The 18,743-nt window shown below is 58.3% G+C and carries 10 protein-coding genes; 6 read left to right on the top strand and 4 right to left on the bottom strand.

Annotated features, from left to right (window positions below; all coding sequences use genetic code 11):
* Window positions 1–69: 69 nt before the first annotated feature.
* Window positions 70–4,344: a type I secretion C-terminal target domain-containing protein gene (locus tag H586_RS21000; RefSeq protein ID WP_027181442.1), complete on the bottom strand. Its 4,275-nt coding sequence runs from the start codon at window positions 4,342–4,344 to the stop codon at window positions 70–72.
* 399 nt (window positions 4,345–4,743) lie between these two features.
* Here H586_RS21000 and H586_RS0104405 point away from each other — a divergent pair, with 399 nt between their 5' ends.
* The 4 genes from H586_RS0104405 (at window position 4,744) to H586_RS0104390 (ending at window position 11,650) form a co-directional block, all read left to right on the top strand.
* Complete coding sequence (locus tag H586_RS0104405; RefSeq protein WP_081428092.1) at window positions 4,744–7,014, top strand: type I secretion system permease/ATPase; 2,271 nt, start codon at window positions 4,744–4,746, stop codon at window positions 7,012–7,014.
* A 32-nt stretch (window positions 7,015–7,046) separates the two neighbouring features.
* Window positions 7,047–8,387, top strand: coding sequence for an HlyD family type I secretion periplasmic adaptor subunit (locus H586_RS0104400; protein ID WP_011367388.1), 1,341 nt, complete (start codon window positions 7,047–7,049; stop codon window positions 8,385–8,387).
* A gap of 584 nt (window positions 8,388–8,971) precedes the next feature.
* Window positions 8,972–9,571, top strand: a complete 600-nt coding sequence (locus tag H586_RS20995; RefSeq protein ID WP_234702928.1) for a transglutaminase-like cysteine peptidase — start codon at window positions 8,972–8,974, stop codon at window positions 9,569–9,571.
* 15 nt (window positions 9,572–9,586) lie between these two features.
* On the top strand, window positions 9,587–11,650 hold the full coding sequence (locus tag H586_RS0104390) for an HD-GYP domain-containing protein (RefSeq protein ID WP_051363855.1): 2,064 nt from the start codon (window positions 9,587–9,589) through the stop codon (window positions 11,648–11,650).
* Window positions 11,651–11,757: 107 nt separating this feature from the next.
* On the opposite strand, the gene trmFO is transcribed toward H586_RS0104390, so the two are convergent.
* The 3 genes from trmFO to glgP form a co-directional block, all read right to left on the bottom strand.
* Window positions 11,758–13,098, bottom strand: a complete 1,341-nt coding sequence (gene trmFO / locus H586_RS0104385; RefSeq protein WP_011367391.1) for a methylenetetrahydrofolate--tRNA-(uracil(54)-C(5))-methyltransferase (FADH(2)-oxidizing) TrmFO — start codon at window positions 13,096–13,098, stop codon at window positions 11,758–11,760.
* 85 nt (window positions 13,099–13,183) lie between these two features.
* The gene (locus tag H586_RS18120; protein WP_051363854.1) at window positions 13,184–13,948 is read right to left on the bottom strand and encodes a substrate-binding periplasmic protein; all 765 of its coding nucleotides are present in this window, start codon (window positions 13,946–13,948) and stop codon (window positions 13,184–13,186) included.
* Between the two features lie 61 nt (window positions 13,949–14,009).
* A complete protein-coding gene (gene glgP / locus H586_RS0104375) occupies window positions 14,010–16,574 on the bottom strand; it encodes an alpha-glucan family phosphorylase (RefSeq protein ID WP_011367393.1) in 2,565 nt (854 codons plus the stop codon).
* Window positions 16,575–16,864: 290 nt separating this feature from the next.
* Here glgP and dut point away from each other — a divergent pair, with 290 nt between their 5' ends.
* Together dut and H586_RS0104365 are read left to right on the top strand one after the other, a co-directional pair.
* Window positions 16,865–17,314, top strand: coding sequence for a dUTP diphosphatase (dut, locus tag H586_RS0104370; RefSeq protein ID WP_049753943.1), 450 nt, complete (start codon window positions 16,865–16,867; stop codon window positions 17,312–17,314).
* Window positions 17,315–17,359: 45 nt separating this feature from the next.
* Window positions 17,360–18,562, top strand: coding sequence for an aspartate aminotransferase family protein (locus H586_RS0104365; RefSeq protein ID WP_027181440.1), 1,203 nt, complete (start codon window positions 17,360–17,362; stop codon window positions 18,560–18,562).
* Window positions 18,563–18,743: the final 181 nt, after the last annotated feature.

The raw sequence follows: 18,743 nt of genomic DNA, 5'->3' as shown, positions 1-18,743 counted from the left end.
ACCCATTTCGTCTTATTCTCCTGCAACAGCTAGCATACACGGCGCATTTTGCCAAGCACGCAGCTGTTCTTACGCGTCAATTATCTTGTGTTGATTGATCAGTGCCTGCAGTATGGCTTCCGGGCTGTCGTGCCCTGTGCTGCCGCCCAGTGAGTCCAGACTTACACCGTCCAGCACTATGCGCTGGCTGCCGTCGCCCTGTGCCGGGGTGATAGTAAGCATACTGCTGTTTTCATTGTGCGGATCAGCCCCCAGACTGACAGTGGCTCCACCGTGGCCGTATCCGTCCAGCAGGTCGCTGATGTCCAGCACATCCCCTTCATTCACGTTAAAGTCGGTGATGTGATCGATGGCCGACTGGCCGTCGTGCAGCCCCTGTGCAGTAAACACAAAGGTATCTGCTCCCTGCCCGCCGGTCAGGATATCATTGCCTGCACCGCCGCTCAGCACGTCATGTCCTTCGTTACCGAAAAGAATGTCGTTACCTGCGCCGCCCACAAGATTATCCGGCAGGGTGCCGCCGATAAGCATGTCTGCATGGTCGGAACCGTGAGCGCCGGACTGGTTGGTGGTATGCTGGACAAAAATATCATCGTTGCCGAAGTTGTTGATCCAATGGCGCGAATCTTCCCAGCTTATGGTGCCGTCGGTATGTAGCGTGGCATGCTGATTTCCGCCGTTGAGCTGCGCATCGCTGAAGTAGATGTTTTCATGCTGCAGAGGATCGCCGAGTGTCAGTTTCTCTCCAGCTTCCGTATGGGCTGACCATCTGGGGGCGTCCGCACTTCCGCTATTCTGGAAGAATACCTTCATTCCGTCGGTGATGTCAGAGTGGAATTCAAAGCCGTGCTGCCAGCTGAAGCTTGTCTCTCCGTTGGAGTCGTAAGCATCGGGGGCGATGAAGTAGCCGAACTTTTCAGCACCTGCGGGAATGTCCTGCGCGGCGATGGTGATTGTACCGGCGTCGCCGGTCTGGGCATGGGCGTCCACAATTATGCCGGAAATGGGTGTGCCGTCGGCCGTGGCAAAGTAAATGCCCAGAGAGCTTTCATAGCTGCCGGACTCCGCATTGATGTGCGTTGATACCACTAAATCACTGCCGGGAGTCAGCTCCCCGGTGAGTCCCTGCGATACCGCAGCATGAACAGTGTTGGTGGAGTCGGTGAAGCTGATGTCCACCTGCGCAGTGTCGGAGTCATAGCCGTCATGCACGGTGAGAGAGAGCGAGCTGTCGCTGCCGTGTGTGCGGTAGTAGTGTGCGCCCGCTTCGGTAAGGTATATGTCACCCGCGTGGTGTGTTCCGTCTGCCGCATCGCTGGTGTGCACGGCAAAAAGCGGGTTGCCGGCGCCATCTTCGGGCGAGGCTATACTGTAACGCAGCGTATCGCCGTCGGCATCTGCCGCACGGGTATGCGCCACAATGCTGAACGCTGCAAGCTCTGCCTGATCAAGAGTGACGGTCTGCGGTGCATCCGTGATGACCGGCGCGGTATTGGTCAGCTGGTCTGCGGAATAGCCGCCGTCTGCAAAGGTGAATGATTCAAAGCTGGTGGCATCCAGAGAGTTGCCGTACGTGTCAGTTATCAGCAGGCTGTCGCCGTGTTTTTCAAAGGAGTAGTCGGCTCTGCTGCCTGCAAGGCTGAGCGTGTCGTATCCGGAACCGCCGTCGAGCACGGCCGCACCGGCAAACCCGTTTATGGTGACATGGTCTTTACCGGCGCCGGTGCTGACGGATACATCTGTGTGGCTGCCGCTCAGTGTGACGGTATCGCTGCCGCCGCCTGTGTTAATGTCCAGTCTGGTGCTGGTACCGCTTACCGATACGGTGTCGGCATTGGTGCCTGTGTCTATCTGCGTGTTACCGTGTGCCCCGCTGACAGTCACATGGTTGGCCCCGTCTCCTGCTGATACGTCAAGATTGCCGGTGGAGCCGCTTATGGTGATATGATCGGCACCTGAACCTGCCTGCACAGTGGTTGCCGTATGGCTGCCGGACACGGTTATGTGGTCGGCTCCCTGACCGGTGGCAATGTGCATGTTCTGGCTGGTGCCTTGCGCAGTAACGTGGTCGGCACCTTCGCCGGTTGCAACGTCGACTTGCCCGAACCTGCCCGACAGGGTGACGGTATCGTTGCCCGTGCCGGTTTCCGCAGTGACGGATTTCGCATCAATGTTGACGGTTACGGTGTCGTCACCGGAGCCGCTGTCCACGGTGAGGAGGGTGGCCCTGTTCTGATGGCTGTGCTGGTCACCGGTGGTCAGCGTAATGGTGTCGGCACCTTCACCCGTGTTGAAGTCAAGATGGTTCCAGCGGTCGTTGCCGCCGGCGCTGCGGTCGTTGGTGGTCACGGAAGCATTGACTGTGTCGTTGCCGTCGCCGGTGGTAATGGTGCCCCGCTTGATGTTATCCAGCGTGACATGGCTGTCGTCACCGCTGCCCAGTGTTACATCGGCATGTACAAAACCGGAAAGGTGCAGTGTGGCTGCCTCCGCACTTTCGGCCTTTACGCTTTTGACACTGTTCCAGCCGGAATCAAGCGTGACATCTGTGCCCGTGTTGCCGGTTGATACTGTGACCATGCCGCGCCCGCCCAGTTCTGCCCCTGCGTTGTGGGTGCCGCTGTATGAGGCGTCCATGTTGGCTTCTGCAGAGTGCCAGTCCGGATCGGGAGTGTTCTGATTGTTCAGCGTGATGGAAAGAGGGGCTGCGACATCTTCGGGAGTGAATGTCCCGTCTTTGAATTGCAGCTGCTCCACATTGGTAACGGTGGTTATGCCGTCCCTTCCTTCCACATTGTCTTCAATGCGGTATCCGCCGTCTTGCGTGCGGGTGATGGTATACTGTCCGGAAGCTCCCCGGAAGACAGCTGTGTCATTTCCTGCGCCGCCGTCCAGCAGGTCGTTGCCGGAGCCGCCGGTGAGCGTGTCGTTACCTGCACCGCCGTGCAAAAGGTCATTGCCTGCGCCGCCGCTGAGAAAATCGTTATCAGCGCCGCCGTCAAGGGTGTCGTTGCCTTCACCGCCGAACAGTCTGTCATCACCTGCGTCGCCGTACAGGTCGTCGTTGCCCTGATTGCCGCGCAGCGTGTCGTTGCCGTCTTCACCGTACAGGGTGTCGTTGTCGGCTCCGCCCCGTATCAGGTCGTCACCGGTACCGCCGTACAAGGTATCGTCGCCGGAGCCGCCGTTCAGGGTGTCATTGCCTGCGCCGCCGTTCAGATAATCAACCCCGCTGCCGCCGTGAAGCACATCGTCGCCTTCACCGCCCTGCAGCAGATCGCTGCCTGCTCCGCCATACAGTGTGTCATCTCCTGCATCGCCGTACAGGTCGTCGTCACCGCCGCCGCCGCGAAGTTCGTCGTTACCTGCACCGCCGTGCAACAGGTCATTGCCTGCGCCGCCGCTGAGAAAATCGTTATCGGCACCGCCGTCAAGGGTGTCGTTGCCTTTACCGCCGAACAGTCTGTCATCACCGGCGCCGCCCAGCAGACTGTTATTTTCATCACTGCCCGTCAGAGTGTCGTTGAATGCGCTGCCGGTCAGATTTTCGATACCGTCAAGGGTGTCGTTGCCCGTGGTTGTCCCTGTGGCGGTGCCGGCGGATAAGTCGGCCTGAACGCCGGAGCCTGCGCCGGCATAGGATGCGGTGTCGATACCGCTTCCGCCGTCCAGCATGTCATCGCCGCTGCCGCCGATAAGCGTATCGTCACCCTCGTTGCCGAAAATTGTGTCGTTTCCGCCGGTTCCGGCCAGCAGATCATTTCCTCCCAGCCCGTGTATGCGGTCTGCCGACGGGGTGCCCGTAAGCGTGTCGTCGCCTTCGGTGCCGTAGATGTCGGCAGAAGCGTCTGCTGAAGTGCTCTGACGGCCACCGGCCGAGACAGCTGCAGGCGTGGCGGAGTCTGCTTGTGTTCCCGGATCATTCAAAGCCTGACTGCGTCCGCTGTCGACGGATCCCAGAGCTTCCAGACCTTCGGCAATGGTTCCTGCATTGTCGGCGTATTCACCGGTGCCCCCGCTGGGAGAAGCCGGTCCTGCGGCTGTTTCCAGTTCAGGAGTGGCGGCAAGCGCGTTCAGAATGGATTCGCCGGGAATAATGGAACCGTCTGCCAGCTGTACGTCAGGCAACTGCCCGTCTGCAGCGGCAAAATGCTGCAGTACCAGTGTGCCTCCGTCTGGAAAACGGATGACGAGATCTGCGCCGTTGCGAACTATGGTCACATCGGCAAGTGAAAAGAGGGGAAGCAGAAGCTCGGAGCCGGAAAGGTTGACGGTAACTGATGTGGCAGCCGGAGGGGCTGAAAGCGTAAGGGCTTCAGAATGCATGCTTTGGACGTCGGCCATGGCATAGTCTCCCGTTGGTGGGCGCTGGTAGAAAAACTGAAAAAGCAATCAGGCGGGATCCCCCCCACCATGTGCGGTATACAGAAGGTACAGCCTTCTGTATTTTTTGCCTTTTGGCTATCACAGCGCACTATATAGCGCAATATATTAATGACAGGAACAAGAATCTTTTCTATTTAGCAGCGTACACTGAAGAACAGGCGCCGTATGCTGCCGGATCGGGCCCTGTAGTTGACGCACCCTCACCGGCGGGCTATTCCCGTGCAGATAACAGGTGCACCGCCTGTGTAAGTCTGCGGGGTTGCATCCGGAACGTGTTGCAGGCCCGGCTGTCTGCCGCGCTTCTGCAGTAGTATCCGCGGGCGGCCCTGACGGCGATCTTTTTTATTCGGGGGGATAATGGCTGACATAAAAGAAAGCGAGGATAAAGGCATGCGGCAGGATTCCGCAGACCACGGCGGGGCGGGGGAGCGTCCTTCTGCGCCGGAGCATTTTGCGCCTTCTCCGAAAAATGTTGACTATGAACACGCGTTGCTGCGCAGCCTGTGCACAATGTTCCGGCTGCTGGGCAAGCCTGTTTCCATAAATGTCCTTAAATCATTTCTGCCTGTGCGGCAGGGCGAACTGAAGCCTGCTGCGTGCATCCGTTCGGCCAGCCATGCGGGTATGGATGCACGCATGGTGCTGCGTAAGTCCGTTGCCGACATTTCCGTGCTGACCCTGCCGTGCATTCTGTTGCTCAAAGGCGGACATTCCTGCGTGCTTACGGCTGTGGACGATGAAGAAGCCACGGTTATCTTTCCGGAGTCCGGCGAGCGCGAACAGCAGGTTCCGCTTGAACGGCTGGAAAATGAGTTTGCCGGATACGCCATGTACTGCAAGCTGCACAAGCGGCTGGACAAGCGCGCAAGCAGTATCAAACTGTTGAAAACCAAACGCTGGTTCTGGGGTACCATCTGGAATTTCATGCCCATATACAAGCATGTTATTGTCGCCAGTCTGGTCACCAACCTGCTTGTCATCGCTTCTCCGCTTTTTTTTATGAACGTGTACGACAGGGTGGTGCCCAACAACGCGCTGGAAACGCTGTGGGTGCTGGCTGTGGGAATTATCATAGCCTATACGTTTGATTTTCTGCTGCGCAATCTGCGCAGCTATTTTGTGGATGTTGCGGGCAGAAACGCAGATATCGTTCTGGCCAGCAGGTTGCTGCAGCACCTTATGGGGATGCGGCTGGACAACAAGCCGGACTCCACAGGCGCACTGGCAAACAATCTGCGCGAGTTTGAATCACTGCGTGAATTTTTCAGCTCCACAACGTTACTGGCGCTGGTGGACCTGCCTTTTCTGTTCATTTTCATACTGATCATTTATTTCATCGGCGGACCGCTGGCGTTTATTCCTGCCATCGCGGTGCCTGTGGTCACCATTGCCGGCATTCTTCTGCAGTATCCTTTTCAGCGCGTGGTTGAAGCCGGCTATAAAGAGGCGGCCCAGAAAAACGCGCTGCTTATCGAAATCATCAACGGGCTTGAAACAGTCAAAACATCGCAGGCAGAAGGGCGCATGCAGCACCTGTGGGAAAGGGTTGTCGGCATGAGTGCCGAATCCAACCAGCAGGCCAAACGCCTTGCCAATCTTTCGGTCACGTTTTCGTTTCTTTCCGCCCAGCTGGTGAGCGTCGGCATTATCGTCTGGGGGGTCTACCTCATCGCTGACGGCAGGCTTACCATGGGGGCGCTTATCGGCTGCAACATTCTGGCAGGCAGGGCCATGGCACCGTTAAGCCAGATAGCGGCCATGCTTTCGCGCCTGCAGCAGTCGCGTATGGCGCTCAAGTCGCTCGATATGCTTATGAAGGCGCCTCTGGAGCGTTCCGAAGACCAGACCTATTTTGACTATTCCGGCCTTTCTCACGACATCAGGCTTGAGCAGCTTACTTTTAAGTACCCCGGTGCAGAGCGGTATGCGCTGGAAAATGTCAATCTGCATATCCGCCCCGGAGAGCGTGTCGGTGTTATCGGCAAGATGGGATCGGGCAAAAGCACACTCGGGCGGTTGTGCGTGGGGTTGTATCAGCCGGTGGAAGGCGCGGTGAAAGTGGGCGGGGTTGATATCCGTCAGCTGGATGTGGCCGACCTGCGTGCCCGCACGGGCTATGTCTCGCAGGATAACTATCTGTTTTACGGATCGGTGAGAGACAACATAGCGTTGGGCCAGCCCGACCTTGATGACCGGATGATACTCCGTGCGGCCACGCTTGCCGGTGTGACCGAATTTGTGCGCACCCATCCCGCAGGCTTCGGCATGCCGGTGGGTGAGCGGGGCATGGCCCTTTCCGGCGGGCAGCGGCAGGCAGTGGTCATTGCCCGCGCCCTGCTGCATGATCCGGAAATTCTCATTATGGATGAACCTAGCAGCAACATGGACAATAGCGCGGAATATAATCTTAAAAAGCGTCTTGCATCCATAATAGCAGGCAAGACCCTTATACTGGTGACACACCGCATGAGTATGCTTGATCTTGTGGACAGACTTGTGGTGCTGGACCACGGCAAAGTGGTGGCCGACGGCCCCAAGGACAAGGTGCTTGAAGCGCTGGCCTCGGAACAGGTGCGCACGGCAGCCCCGGCAGGGATGGCACGCGGCGGGGCGGCGGCACGGGCATGAAGCGTACGGTCTGACTAAACGGAGCACAGCGGATGAACAGACGCGGAACTGACGGGTACCGTCTTGAAGATATCGAATATATGAGCGAGGTTGATGCCGCCCTGCGTCGCAGGGGGCACCCCTTTGCCTTTATGCTTTCAGCCAGCGTGGCCTTGTTGTTCGGCGTGCTGGTTATCTGGGCGCATTTTGCCGTGCTGGATGAAGTGACCAGAGGGCTGGGACAGGTCATCCCGTCGCAGCGCGTGCAGGAAATCCAGAACCTTGAAGGGGGCATTCTGCAGGAGATCGCCGTTTCGGAAGGGCAGATTGTGGAAAAAGGCGATATTCTTGTACGCATTGACAATGAAGCCGCGGCCAGTTTTTACCGCGACGCCTATTCAAAGTCACTGGAGCACAAAGCCGCCATAGCCAGACTGGAGGCTGAACTGGAAGGCTGGCGCGAGATTGTTTTTCCCGAAGATGTCATGCAGAGCGCCCCGCTGGTTATACAGGGGCAGGCTTCTATTGCTGCGGCAAAACGGCAGCAGCAGCAGGTGGAACTGCGCGTGCTGGAAAACCAGCGCGAACAGAAGATAAAAGAAGTGCAGGAAATGGTACAGCGCAGGCAGAATCTGGAAAGCAGCCTGCGTGTGGCCATGGAACAGCGTGACATTGCCCGTCCGCTGATGGAAAAAAAGGTATACCCGCGTGTGGATTACCTGACTCTTGAGCAGAAGGTCATTTCACTGCGCGGAGAAATAGATTCGCTGGCACTGAATATACCGCGTGCACGGTTTGCGGCTGAAGAAGCGCGGGAACGTATACGGCAGCGCGAAGCGGAATATCGCAGCGAGGCGCTGGAAGAGATGAACAGACGTCAGGTTGAACTGCGCTCGTTGCAGGAAACCCTGTCCGCAGGCGGCGACAGAGTCACCCGTACCGATGTGCGTTCTCCTGTGCGCGGTACCGTGAAAAAAATCAATATCAACACCATCGGCGGGGTGGTGAAGCCCGGTGAATCAATCATGCAGATTGTTCCTCTGGACGATACTCTGCTGATAGAAGCCCGCATCAGGCCGCAGGATATCGCCTTTCTGCACCCCGGGCAGAAAGCCACTGTAAAGATAACTGCATATGATTTTTCGGTGTATGGCGGTCTGGAAGGCAAGGTGGAGCAGATAAGCGCCGATACCATTCAGGATAATGATGGCAACAGTTTTTATCTGGTCAAGCTGCGTACCAGAGCAAGCGCCATACAGTACAGGGGCGAGCAGTTGCCCATTATTCCGGGCATGATGGCCACGGTGGATATTCTTACGGGCAAAAAGACCGTGCTCGATTACCTGCTTAAGCCCATTCTGAAGGCCAGACAGAACGCGCTCAGGGAGCGTTGATGGAAAACACGCGTGGCTGGGGCGTTACCGCCGCCTTTCTGCATACTGTCCGCCGCCTGACTGCGCGCGGACGGCAGAGTATGTGCAAACGCTGCATGCTGGCGGCCGGAGTCTGGCTGTGTGTTGTCATACCGCTGACATGTCTCGGAGGCGGTGCAAGACCCGCCGCTGCTCCTGAAAAGGCGGCGTCCGGAACTGCTCAGGATGTCAGGAGCAACGCCGCGGCGCAGGCGGCTGCAGACCGTGCAGACCGCGATGCCGGCACACAGTCTGCGCCCCGTGTTCAGACATTGGCCGATGCAGCGGATACAGTGCGCAACGGTGCGGCGGCGGATCCGGCCCCCGACGGAGTTCCGGGCAGGAAAAATGCAACAGCGGCCCGGAACAGTACAGCAACCGCGCCGGACGGAGTGCCGGACCGGAGGGCAGAAAGTGAAGACCGGGCAGGGAGCAGCAATCCTCCTGTCTTCAGCATCCGTCGTTCTGTTTCTGCTGACGGCGCGACGGCGCCGCAAGCGCGTGCAGCAGCGCGGAATAATGCATCCGGTAGTATAAAGGTAATCGGCGGGGCACAGAAAGAAGGCGTGCGGTTGTTCAATACCGTGGCGTTTCGCGGTCCGCTGAAGGCCTTGCCCAAATGGGAACGTGTGCTGCGCGAAAACCGTCGTAATCCGGTGCTGCAGAAGCAGACTGTGTCCGGTCCGGATGCACCGGCAGGCGGCAGAGGAGAAGGGTGGAAGTCCGTAGCGGACAGAGCTGCCGGAGCACCGCCCATGGAAAAGCTGCGTATGGTCAATACGTTTTTTAACCGCTGGCCCTACCGGCTGGATGTGGAAATTTACGGAGTATCTGATTTCTGGGCCACTCCTGCGGAGTTCATGCGTCACTCCGGCGACTGCGAGGACTACGCCATAAGCAAATATTTTGCGCTGCGGATGCTGGGCTTTCCGGCCGACGCGTTGCGTATTGTGGTGCTTCTTGATTCCATCCGCGGCATAGGGCATGCGGTGCTGGTGGTTTTTCTGGACGCAAAGGCTTACGTCCTTGATAATCTTTCTGATCTTGTGTTGACGCACGACCGGTATTCCCATTACCGGCCGCAATATTCGGTGAATGAAGAGTACCGCTGGGCGCACATTCCCGTGCGGCCTGCCGCAACAGGCAAAGCGGAAGGAAAACAATAGATTTTGGAGACTACCATGGCAGAAACTGCTTCCGACAGAACGCGTGAGCTGAGCCGCGGCAGCGGCAGAACCGGAGCCGGATCAAAGTTGTTGTGGTTTGGAATAGTCGCCGCCCTGTTCACAGTGGCGACCGCTGCAACGCTGGTGCTGGTCAGCATCCGCAACCTGAATGCGGACCTTGAGGAATCGGTGCGCAAACAGCAGAGCATCATGCTCAACGGGCAGGTCAACGTGGTGACCACATGGCTTGATGCCATGGTGGAACAGGGCAACAGGCTTATCAATGCCGACCTTTTCCGGCTGTATGCTTCAGAAGTGGACACGCTGGACGACGATCTTTCGGCGTTGCTGAGCGGAGAAAACACTGAACTGGCCGTGCAGCTGCCCATGATGCGCAATCTGCTGCGGGAGTTTGTGCAGTATTCCGACTTTGTTTCCGGAAGAATCATGAACCGGCAGGGCAGCAGCTACATCGCCACCGATGCATCCGTCCGGCCGCTTACTCCGGTTCAGCGGCAGTATGCGGACAGAACACAGCAGACGGGCCTGCCTGTTTTTTCCAATATCCGGCTCAGCTCTGCCGGACTGGTTGTCGATCTGTTTCTGCCCATTTATCCGCCGCGTTACGAATCGAAAGAACCGACGCCTGTTGCCGTGCTTATGCTGACTAAAAATGTCTCTGCCAAACTGGGAGATATCCTGCAGGGGGGGCATGGCAGAGGGCAGAGCATGAAGCTGCTGCAGCGCTCGGGTGAGCGGGCTGAGGAAGTCGCACCGTGGCTGGCGGAGGGCGTGCGCACCTCGGCCGGTCTGTCGCTGGGGGATGACGCCCTGCCTTTCGGCAGCCGTACATCGGTTTCGGGCAGCGGAGAAGTCTATTCCATGGGGCTGCGGGTGCCCGGGCTGGATTGGTGGCTGGTGCAGGAGGCCGATATTGACGTAGCCAGAGAGCCGCTGCAGCAGCGGGCGCGGGCTGTGGTCGGGTTCGGTGTGCTGAGCACGCTGGTCATTCTGTGCATGCTGGGCGGGTTCTGGTGGTGGCTGGTGGGCGTGGAAAGCCGCAAGGTTGCCCGTGAAATGAGCAAGCTGGCAGGTCAGGTGGAAGAGCAGAAACGCTTTCTGGACAGCATCAATGCCACCATTGCCGACTTTATCTGCCTGAAAGACGATAAAGGCGTTATCCGCTACGCCAACAGAGCGTTTGCCGAGGCTGTGGGGCGTTCTGAAAAAGAACTCGACGGTCTTGATTTTGCTGCTGTTTTCGGGTTCGACACGGCCCGCAGGCTTACTGCCACCGATGAACAGGTGCTCATGTCCAACGAGCCTCAGACCATCAGCGAAACAATCTATCTGCAGTCCAGAAAGTATTATTTCCAGATTTCCAAGACGCCTTTCCGTATCGCCCGCCGTGACTGGAGCGGCCTTGTGTATGTGTTCCGCGATATTACGGAACTGGCTGAAGCGCAGGAACGTTCACGCAAGCTGGTGCAGCAGACAGTGGATGCGCTGGTGCGCACCATTGAACATTCAGACCCTTATCTGGCCGGTCATTCCCGCACCATGAGCGGGCTGTCGGCGCAGGTGGCCAAAGCCATGGGGCTTTCCGCGCTGGAAGTGGCCACAGTGCAGGCGGCTGCCAACCTGTCGCAGGTGGGCAAGGTGTTTGTGCCCAAGGAGATACTGAATAAGCCCGGCGCGCTTGACGAGCGGGAAAAAAAAGAGATGGAGCGCCATGTGGAACATGCACGCATGGTTCTGGCGGACATCGAGTTTGACCTGCCTGTGCTGCAGGTCATCGAGCAGATGAATGAAAAGCTTGACGGTAGCGGTTATCCTGTCGGAATTTCAGGAGATGCCATCAGCAGTCCGGCGCGGATTCTGGCGGTGATAAATACCTTCTGCGCCATGGTGCGCCCCCGTGCGTATCGTCCGGCAGTACCGGTGGATGATACGCTGGACGCGCTGGAACGGATGCAGGACAAGTACGATGCCGAAGTGATCGCCCGCCTGCGTGAAGTGGTGGAATCGGCCACAGGCGAAAAACTGCTGCAGGGTCTGGAAAACGCCGGCAGGGCTTGACCCCTGCGGGACGGTGCAACTCTGCTGCGCAGGGGCGTCAGTGGATAAGAAAACCGGCGGAACGCATGACGTTCCGCCGGTTTTTTGCTGCGGAGCTAACGGTACTTTCAGCTGCGGGCTGATGCGGGAAGCAACGCGTACCACTGTGTAAAGTTTTCGCGTGCCCGTTCGGCGTACAGGGCCTTGCGGTCTTTTTTGCGTGCCCGCTGATTCAGCTCCGGAGTCAGACCGAAGTTGATGTTGGAAGGCTGAAACTTTTTTACCGGAGTGCGCAGGTGGGCCGCCAGCGCACCCAGAGCGCACTCAACAGGCGGCTGGGGGATGTTTTCTCCGTGCTTGCGGGCCGCAAGCATCATGCCCAGCCACATGCCGTTGGCGGCGGACTCCACATAGCCTTCCACTCCGGTGATTTGTCCGGCCAGAAATACGTCGGGGCGGTTTTTCAGCGACTGGTCGCCGTTGAGCACCTGCGGCGCATTGACGTAGGTGTTGCGGTGCACCGAGCCGTAGCGCACGAATTCCGCGTCTTCCAGACCCGGAATCATGCGGAAAATCCTGTCCTGTTCACCGTACTTGAGCTTTGTCTGACAGCCCACAAGGTTGAACATGGTTTTGTTCAGGTTTTCGGTACGCAGCTGCACCACGGCAAAGGGGCGTCTGCCGGTGCGCGGATCGTCCAGTCCCACGGGTTTGAACGGGCCGAACGCCAACGTCATTTCTCCCCGCTCGGCCAGCGCCTCGATGGGCATGCAGCCTTCAAAGTGCAGTTCTTTTTCAAAATCTTTGGTAGCGGCCTTTTCGCCTTCCACCAGCGCCTCGCGAAAGGCGAAATATTCTTCGCGGTTCATGGGGCAGTTCAGATAGTCGGTGTCTTCCGGGCGATAGCGTGAACCCCAGAAGGCTTTTTCCATATTTACGGAGTCTGCGCTGATGATGGGGGCTATGGCGTCGTAGAAATACAGGTGTGTCGCCCCCACTGCATCGGCAAGGCTGCGGCTCAGGCTTTCGCTGGCCACAGGACCGGCGGCGATGACCACCGCGTCGAACCCCTGCAGGGCGGGGTCGTCCAGCGAAGTGATTTCCCGACGTATCAGCGTGATGCCCGGTTCAGCCTCCATGGCTGCCGTCATGGAGGCTGCGAAAAGACCTCTGTCGACTGCCAGTGCTTTACCGGCCGGAACACGCGTGGCTTCAGCCACTTCCATCACCAGACTGCCCAGTGCGCGCATCTCCTGTTTCAAAACGCCGACGCCCGCTTCGGGCTCGTCGGAGCGCAACGAGTTGGAACATACCAGCTCGCCCAGTTCGGGCGAGGAATGGGCGGGTGAAAAGCTGTGGGGCTTCATTTCAAAAAGAGTCACGGCGATACCGGCGCGTGCCAGCTTGCGGGCGCATTCGCATCCGGCAAGGCCGCCGCCGACAATTGCCGCAGAGGTAAGAGCGGTCAAGGCGTTCTCCGATTGTTTGGTGTGTTTTTGTGCCATGCACCTATGCCATTGCGGGGCGCAAGGCAAGAGGCAGCGGCCCGTGCCGTCACATGCCCGGCATATATGCGTCGTACAGCCTGCTGTGCAGCGCTTTCAGGGTGCCGTTGTGCCGCATCTGCTCCAGCCCCCTGTTAAAAGCGCTTATATAGTCGCCTGCAGCCGGATACCGCGGGTTGAAGCAGACATGCAGCGATTTGTTATCCAGCGGAGGTTCAAGAGGCTCTATGGTGCCCGCGGGCAGACCAAGCTCGCGGGTGAGCAGAAAGCGCAGGGTCAGAGCGTCGCCGACAATGACATCCACCCTGCCTGCAAGCAGTTTGCGCAGGTTTGATACATCATCCACCGCGGGATCTTTGAGCAGAAACTCTGCGCTGTCGAAGGCGTCTGTGTTTACATAGCCTGAGACAGTTCCTATGCGCAGTCCGCGCAGGTCGTCGAGACTGGTGTAGTGCAGGTTCCTGCCCCGCAGCTGAAAAAGAAACAGCGGGCCGGCGGGAAACGGGGCGGAAAAAAGACAGTCACGCCGGGTTTCGGAGTAATATTCCGGCGTATATCCGGCATATCCATGGTGTTTCATGCTGCGGATGGCCCGTTCCCAGGGGAAAAAATGCAGGCGGGTGTCCATGCCCGATGCGGCGAAAGCCTGACGTACGACTTCGCTGGCATAGCCTTGTCTGTCCAGATAGCTGCCGGAGTACGGAGGCCATTCCAGTGTTGCCAGTTCCGCCACGGGCCGCGATGCGGCCGGTGAAGAGATCAGGCAGACGCCTGCTGCAAGCAGGCAGCAGATGAACAGCAATCGGTGCAGCATGCTCAGGGCCTTTGTGAGCTGTGGCGCACCCCGCCCCTGTGTGCGGGGTGCGCCGTTGGTGTTATGAAGCCCAGCGTATGAGCCCGAGCGAATGGGGGTCAAGCAGCAGCGGATGAGACGGCACGGCCCGCACGGTAAAGCCGAACCTGCCTGCTTCGAGCGGGGTTGCCTTTCCTCTGTACATTCTCATACCGTCCTGTGTTTCTTCGGCCGGTTCCATGGGATAGATGGTCCTGCCGGCAAAACTGCCGTCCAGCCCCACCGGCCCTGCGTATACTTCTACAAGAATGCTTTCGGGGGCTATGCCGTTCAGCGCTACGGCGGCTTCCACCGTCACTGTCTGTCCCACATGTATGGATTCGTGTTCGTAGGCACGCACGTTGTGTATGGACACCTGCCCCCAGCGGGTCATCATGTCCATGCGCCATGATGCCAGTTCGCGGGCACGGGCGAAACTGTCGCTGGTAAGCCGCAGGTAGTTTTCATATGCGGGCAGATAGGCCGTGGCCTTATAGTCTTCCACCATGCGGTGCGAGTTGAATCTGGGGCCCAGCTGCCTGATGGCATTTTTCATGCGGCCCACCCATGCGCGCGGCATGCCGCCGTGTCCGCGGTCGTAAAACTCCGGAACAATATCTTTTTCAAGAATATTGTAGAGAGTCTGTATTTCCACGAAATCCTGATATTCAAGGTCTTCGTATTCTTCACCTTTGCCTATGGCCCATCCCAGGCTGTTGTCGGGCAGGTAGGCTTCGTCCCACCATCCGTCCAGAGTGCTGAACTGCAGCACGCCGTTGAGCATGGCTTTCATGCCGCTGGTGCCGCAGGCTTCCAGCGGTCTGCGGGGATTGTTGAGCCATATGTCGCAGCCGGAAACAAGATGCGCCGCCACGTCCATGTCGTAGTCTTCCAGAAAGACCATGCTGTAGCGGCATTCTTCCGTGCGGCACAGGGATATTATTTCCTTGATTATCTGTTTGCCCGCCTGATCCTGCGGGTGGGCTTTGCCGGCAAAGATGAACTGCACGGGACGTTCCTTGTCCGTGACCAGCCTGATAAGGCGTTCTTTGTTCTGCAGCAGCAGGTTGGCCCGCTTGTATGTGGCAAAACGGCGTGAAAAGCCTATGGTCAGGGCTTCGGGATTGAGCACCTCCTGCGCCACCTGCAGGTCTGCTTTGCGGGCGCCCTGCGCTGTAAGCTGACGGATAAGTCTGCCGCGGACATAGTCCACGAGCCGTGCGCGCAGCCTTTCGTGCGTGCGCCACAGCTCCGCGTCGGATATGCTGTCCGCCTGCCCCCATACGCGTTGGCAGTCCGGATCTTCGCGCCAGTTGGGGCCCAGATATCTGTCGAACAGCGACTGTATGTCGGGGGCTACCCACGAAGGAGCGTGAACTCCGTTGGTCAGAGCGCCTATGGGAATGTCTTCCACCGGATACTGGTTCCAGACCTGTTTCCACATGTTGCGTGAGACTTTGCCGTGCAATATGGACACGCCGTTGTTGAACCGCGAAAGTCTGAGCGCAAGCACGGTCATGCAGAAAGGTTCGCCGTCGTCGTGCGGGTTTTCTCTGCCGAGGGCCAGAAAAACCTTGAAGGCAAGCCCCATATCGCGGGAATACGGTTCGAAATAGCGCTGCATGAGGTCCGGCGGAAAACGGTCGTTGCCGGCGGGCACGGGGGTGTGCGTGGTAAATACGGAACTTGAGGCCGCCAGCTCCAGCGCCGCCTCGAAAGACAGTCCGCAGTTTTTCATGAACAGGCGCACGCGTTCCAGCCCGGCAAAGGCGGAATGTCCCTCGTTCATGTGTATGACTTTGGGGTTCAGCCCCAGCGCTTCCAATGCCTTTATGCCGCCTATGCCTATAAGTATCTCCTGCCACAGACGCATTTCCAGTCCGCCGCCGTACAGGCGCGCAGTTACTTCACGGAAATCCGGCGGGTTTTCTGGAATATTGGTGTCCAGCAGGTACAGGGCCACTCTGCCCACCTGTGCTTTCCATATGCGTGCGGCAAGGGGGCGGTCGCCTATGTTCAGCCGCACCATGGCTGCGGTGCCGTCCGGTGCCGTGGCCGCTGTCAGGGGCATCTGTTCAAAATCATAGTCGGGGTAGCGCTCCTGCTGCCAGCCGTCGGGGGTCATGTACTGGCGGAAGTACCCCTGCCGGTATGCCAGCCCGATACCGATAAGCGGCAGATTCAGGTCGCTGGCAGATTTCAGATGATCGCCGGCAAGAATGCCCAGCCCGCCGGAATAAATGGGCAGACAGGTGGAAACGCCGAATTCGAGACTGAAATAGGCGACCACCGGCTGGCGTTCGTCTTCAATATGAAAGTCTTTGTCCACCGGAGCGCCCAGATAACGTTGCAGCTGCTGGTGAGCTTCTGCAAGACGTTCCTTGTAGATGGCGTCCGCGGCCAGTTCCCGCAGCGTTGCCTGAGGGACATTGTTCAGAAATTCAACGGGGTTTTTGGCGCAGCGCTGCCACAACCTGTAGTCTATCTGGGCAAAAAGCTCTTCTATGCCTGCGTTCCACGCAAACCAGAAATTGTACGCCAGATCCCACAGCGGTTCCAGCCCTTCCGGAAGCCGGGGAGTGACATTGAATACCTTTACGGGGTGCATGTGCGACCTCCTGCGTATCGCGTTCAGGTGCACGGATGTGCCTTTGGGTACCGGTTACGGTACGGTGTTTCCGGTGAAGATACCTTGTTCCGCGGGTATGCATCAACACAAATTGACGAAAAGCATCTGCAGATTTTGACTTGCCTTGCCGAGTGTCATAACACTTTCTTTTCCGTGCTGCCTTTCGGGCTGCACGGTAGTGTGCAATTACCCTTCATCAGGAGCATTCTGTGAGCAAAACAGACGATCAGGGCTGTGTCCAGCCCCGTATAGCCGTCCGCTTCAGGTATATGGGCAACGCGCAGGAGTTGTATGAAAACGGTGAAGCCGGGGATGCGCCGCAGTACGCCACCCCCTGTTCCGCCGGGCTTGACCTGCGGGCCTGTATGGAAAGCGACGAGGCTGTCATTCCTGCCGGAGGGCGGCTGGCGATACCCGCGGGCATCGCCGTGGAACCCATGGTGCAGGGCGTGGCCGGATTTGTGTATTCGCGCAGCGGGCTGGGAACCAAAAAAGGGCTTACTGTCAGTCAGGGCGTGGGGGTCATCGATCCGGACTACCGCGGCGAAATCATTGTGTCATTGCTGAATACCTCGGGCGGGGAACAGCGGCTGCGACGAGGCGAGCGTATCGCGCAGCTTGTGTTTCAGCCTTTTTTTCAGGCCGAACTGCAGCAGGTTGCAGAGCTGGGCGATACGCAGCGCGGAACCGGCGGCTTCGGTCATACGGGACGTATCTGATCCCGTCTTTTTCTCAGCTTTTTTCCGGCACAGGAGTGCATTGCAATGACTACGTTCGATGAATTGAAACAGCGTGAAGAATCTCTGCTCTGCAGAACATACGGCAGATATCCGCTGGCTGTTGCGTCCGCCCGGGGCAGTGTTCTGACAGATTTTTCCGGCAGGGAATACATTGACCTGCTTTCAGGCATAGCCGTTACCAATCTGGGACATTGCCATCCCGCTCTTGCAGAGGTCATGCACGCGCAGGCCGGCAGGCTGGTGCATCTTTCCAATCTGTTTTACCAGCAGGAACAGCTGGAGTTGGCGGAAAAACTGCTCGGCACCACCCATCTGGGCAAGGCGTTTTTCTGCAATTCCGGCGCAGAAGCCAACGAAGCGGCCATAAAGCTGGCCCGCCGCTATGCGCAGCGGGTCAAGGAACGCGATGCCGGTACGGTGATAACGCTTACAGGCGCTTTTCACGGCAGAACGCTTGCCACTGTGGCAGCCACGGGGCAGGCAAAGTTTCAGGACGGCTTTGCGCCCATCCCGCAGGGTTTCCGGCAGGTGGAGTGGGGCAGCCTGGATGCGCTGGAAGCGGCCATGGACGACGATGTGGTGGCCGTGCTGGCCGAAATTGTGCAAGGCGAAGGCGGTATCCGCCCCATGACCCCGGAATATGCTCAGGGTGTGCAGGATATCTGCCGCCGTCACGGGGTGCTTTTCATGGTGGACGAAGTGCAGTCGGGCATGTGCCGTACCGGAAGGTTCTGGGCTTTTCAGCATTACGGACTGACGCCCGATGTGGTCACCAGCGCCAAGGCGCTGGCCAACGGGCTGCCCATGGGAGCCATGCTGGCCACCGACGAAGCCGCTAAAGGGTTTGAACCCGGCAGCCACGCCACCACCTTTGGCGCCGGAGCTCTTGTTTCGGCTGTGGCGGCCCGTGTTGTGGATATCATGCAGCAGGAAAAGCTTGCCGAACGCGCCGAGCGGGTGGGCGGGGCTTTCATGGCTGATGTGCGCAGTCTGGCCGCCCGTCTGCCCGGTACCATACAGGAGGTACGCGGGCTGGGGCTTATGATAGGCATTGTGCTGACATTTCCCGGCAGGGAAGTGTGGGAAGAGCTGCTCCGGCGCGGTTTTGTGCTTAATCTGACGCAGGAACGGGTATTGCGCCTGTTGCCTGCGCTGACAGTGCCGGAAACGTACCTGCAGGACTTTCTGACTGCGCTGGAAGAAATACTGAGCGAGCGCACTGTATAGCTTTTCACCGGTACTTTTTGATCCGGTGATGAAATTGTCAACGGTGCAGCCTGATGCGGGCTGCACCGTTTTTTTGTGCCTTTCCGCCAGCAGGGCGGAAAAATAATGTGTGCCTGATGCGCAGTCTGCTATATTGGTATGGCGTACAGTGCGTATTGACGAAAAAGACAAAAATGACGGA

This window comes from Oleidesulfovibrio alaskensis DSM 16109 (assembly GCF_000482745.1).
Lineage (GTDB): Bacteria > Desulfobacterota > Desulfovibrionia > Desulfovibrionales > Desulfovibrionaceae > Oleidesulfovibrio > Oleidesulfovibrio alaskensis.
The sequence above is the reverse complement of the archived record's forward strand: the minus strand, read 5'-3'. Positions and strand labels throughout refer to the sequence as shown.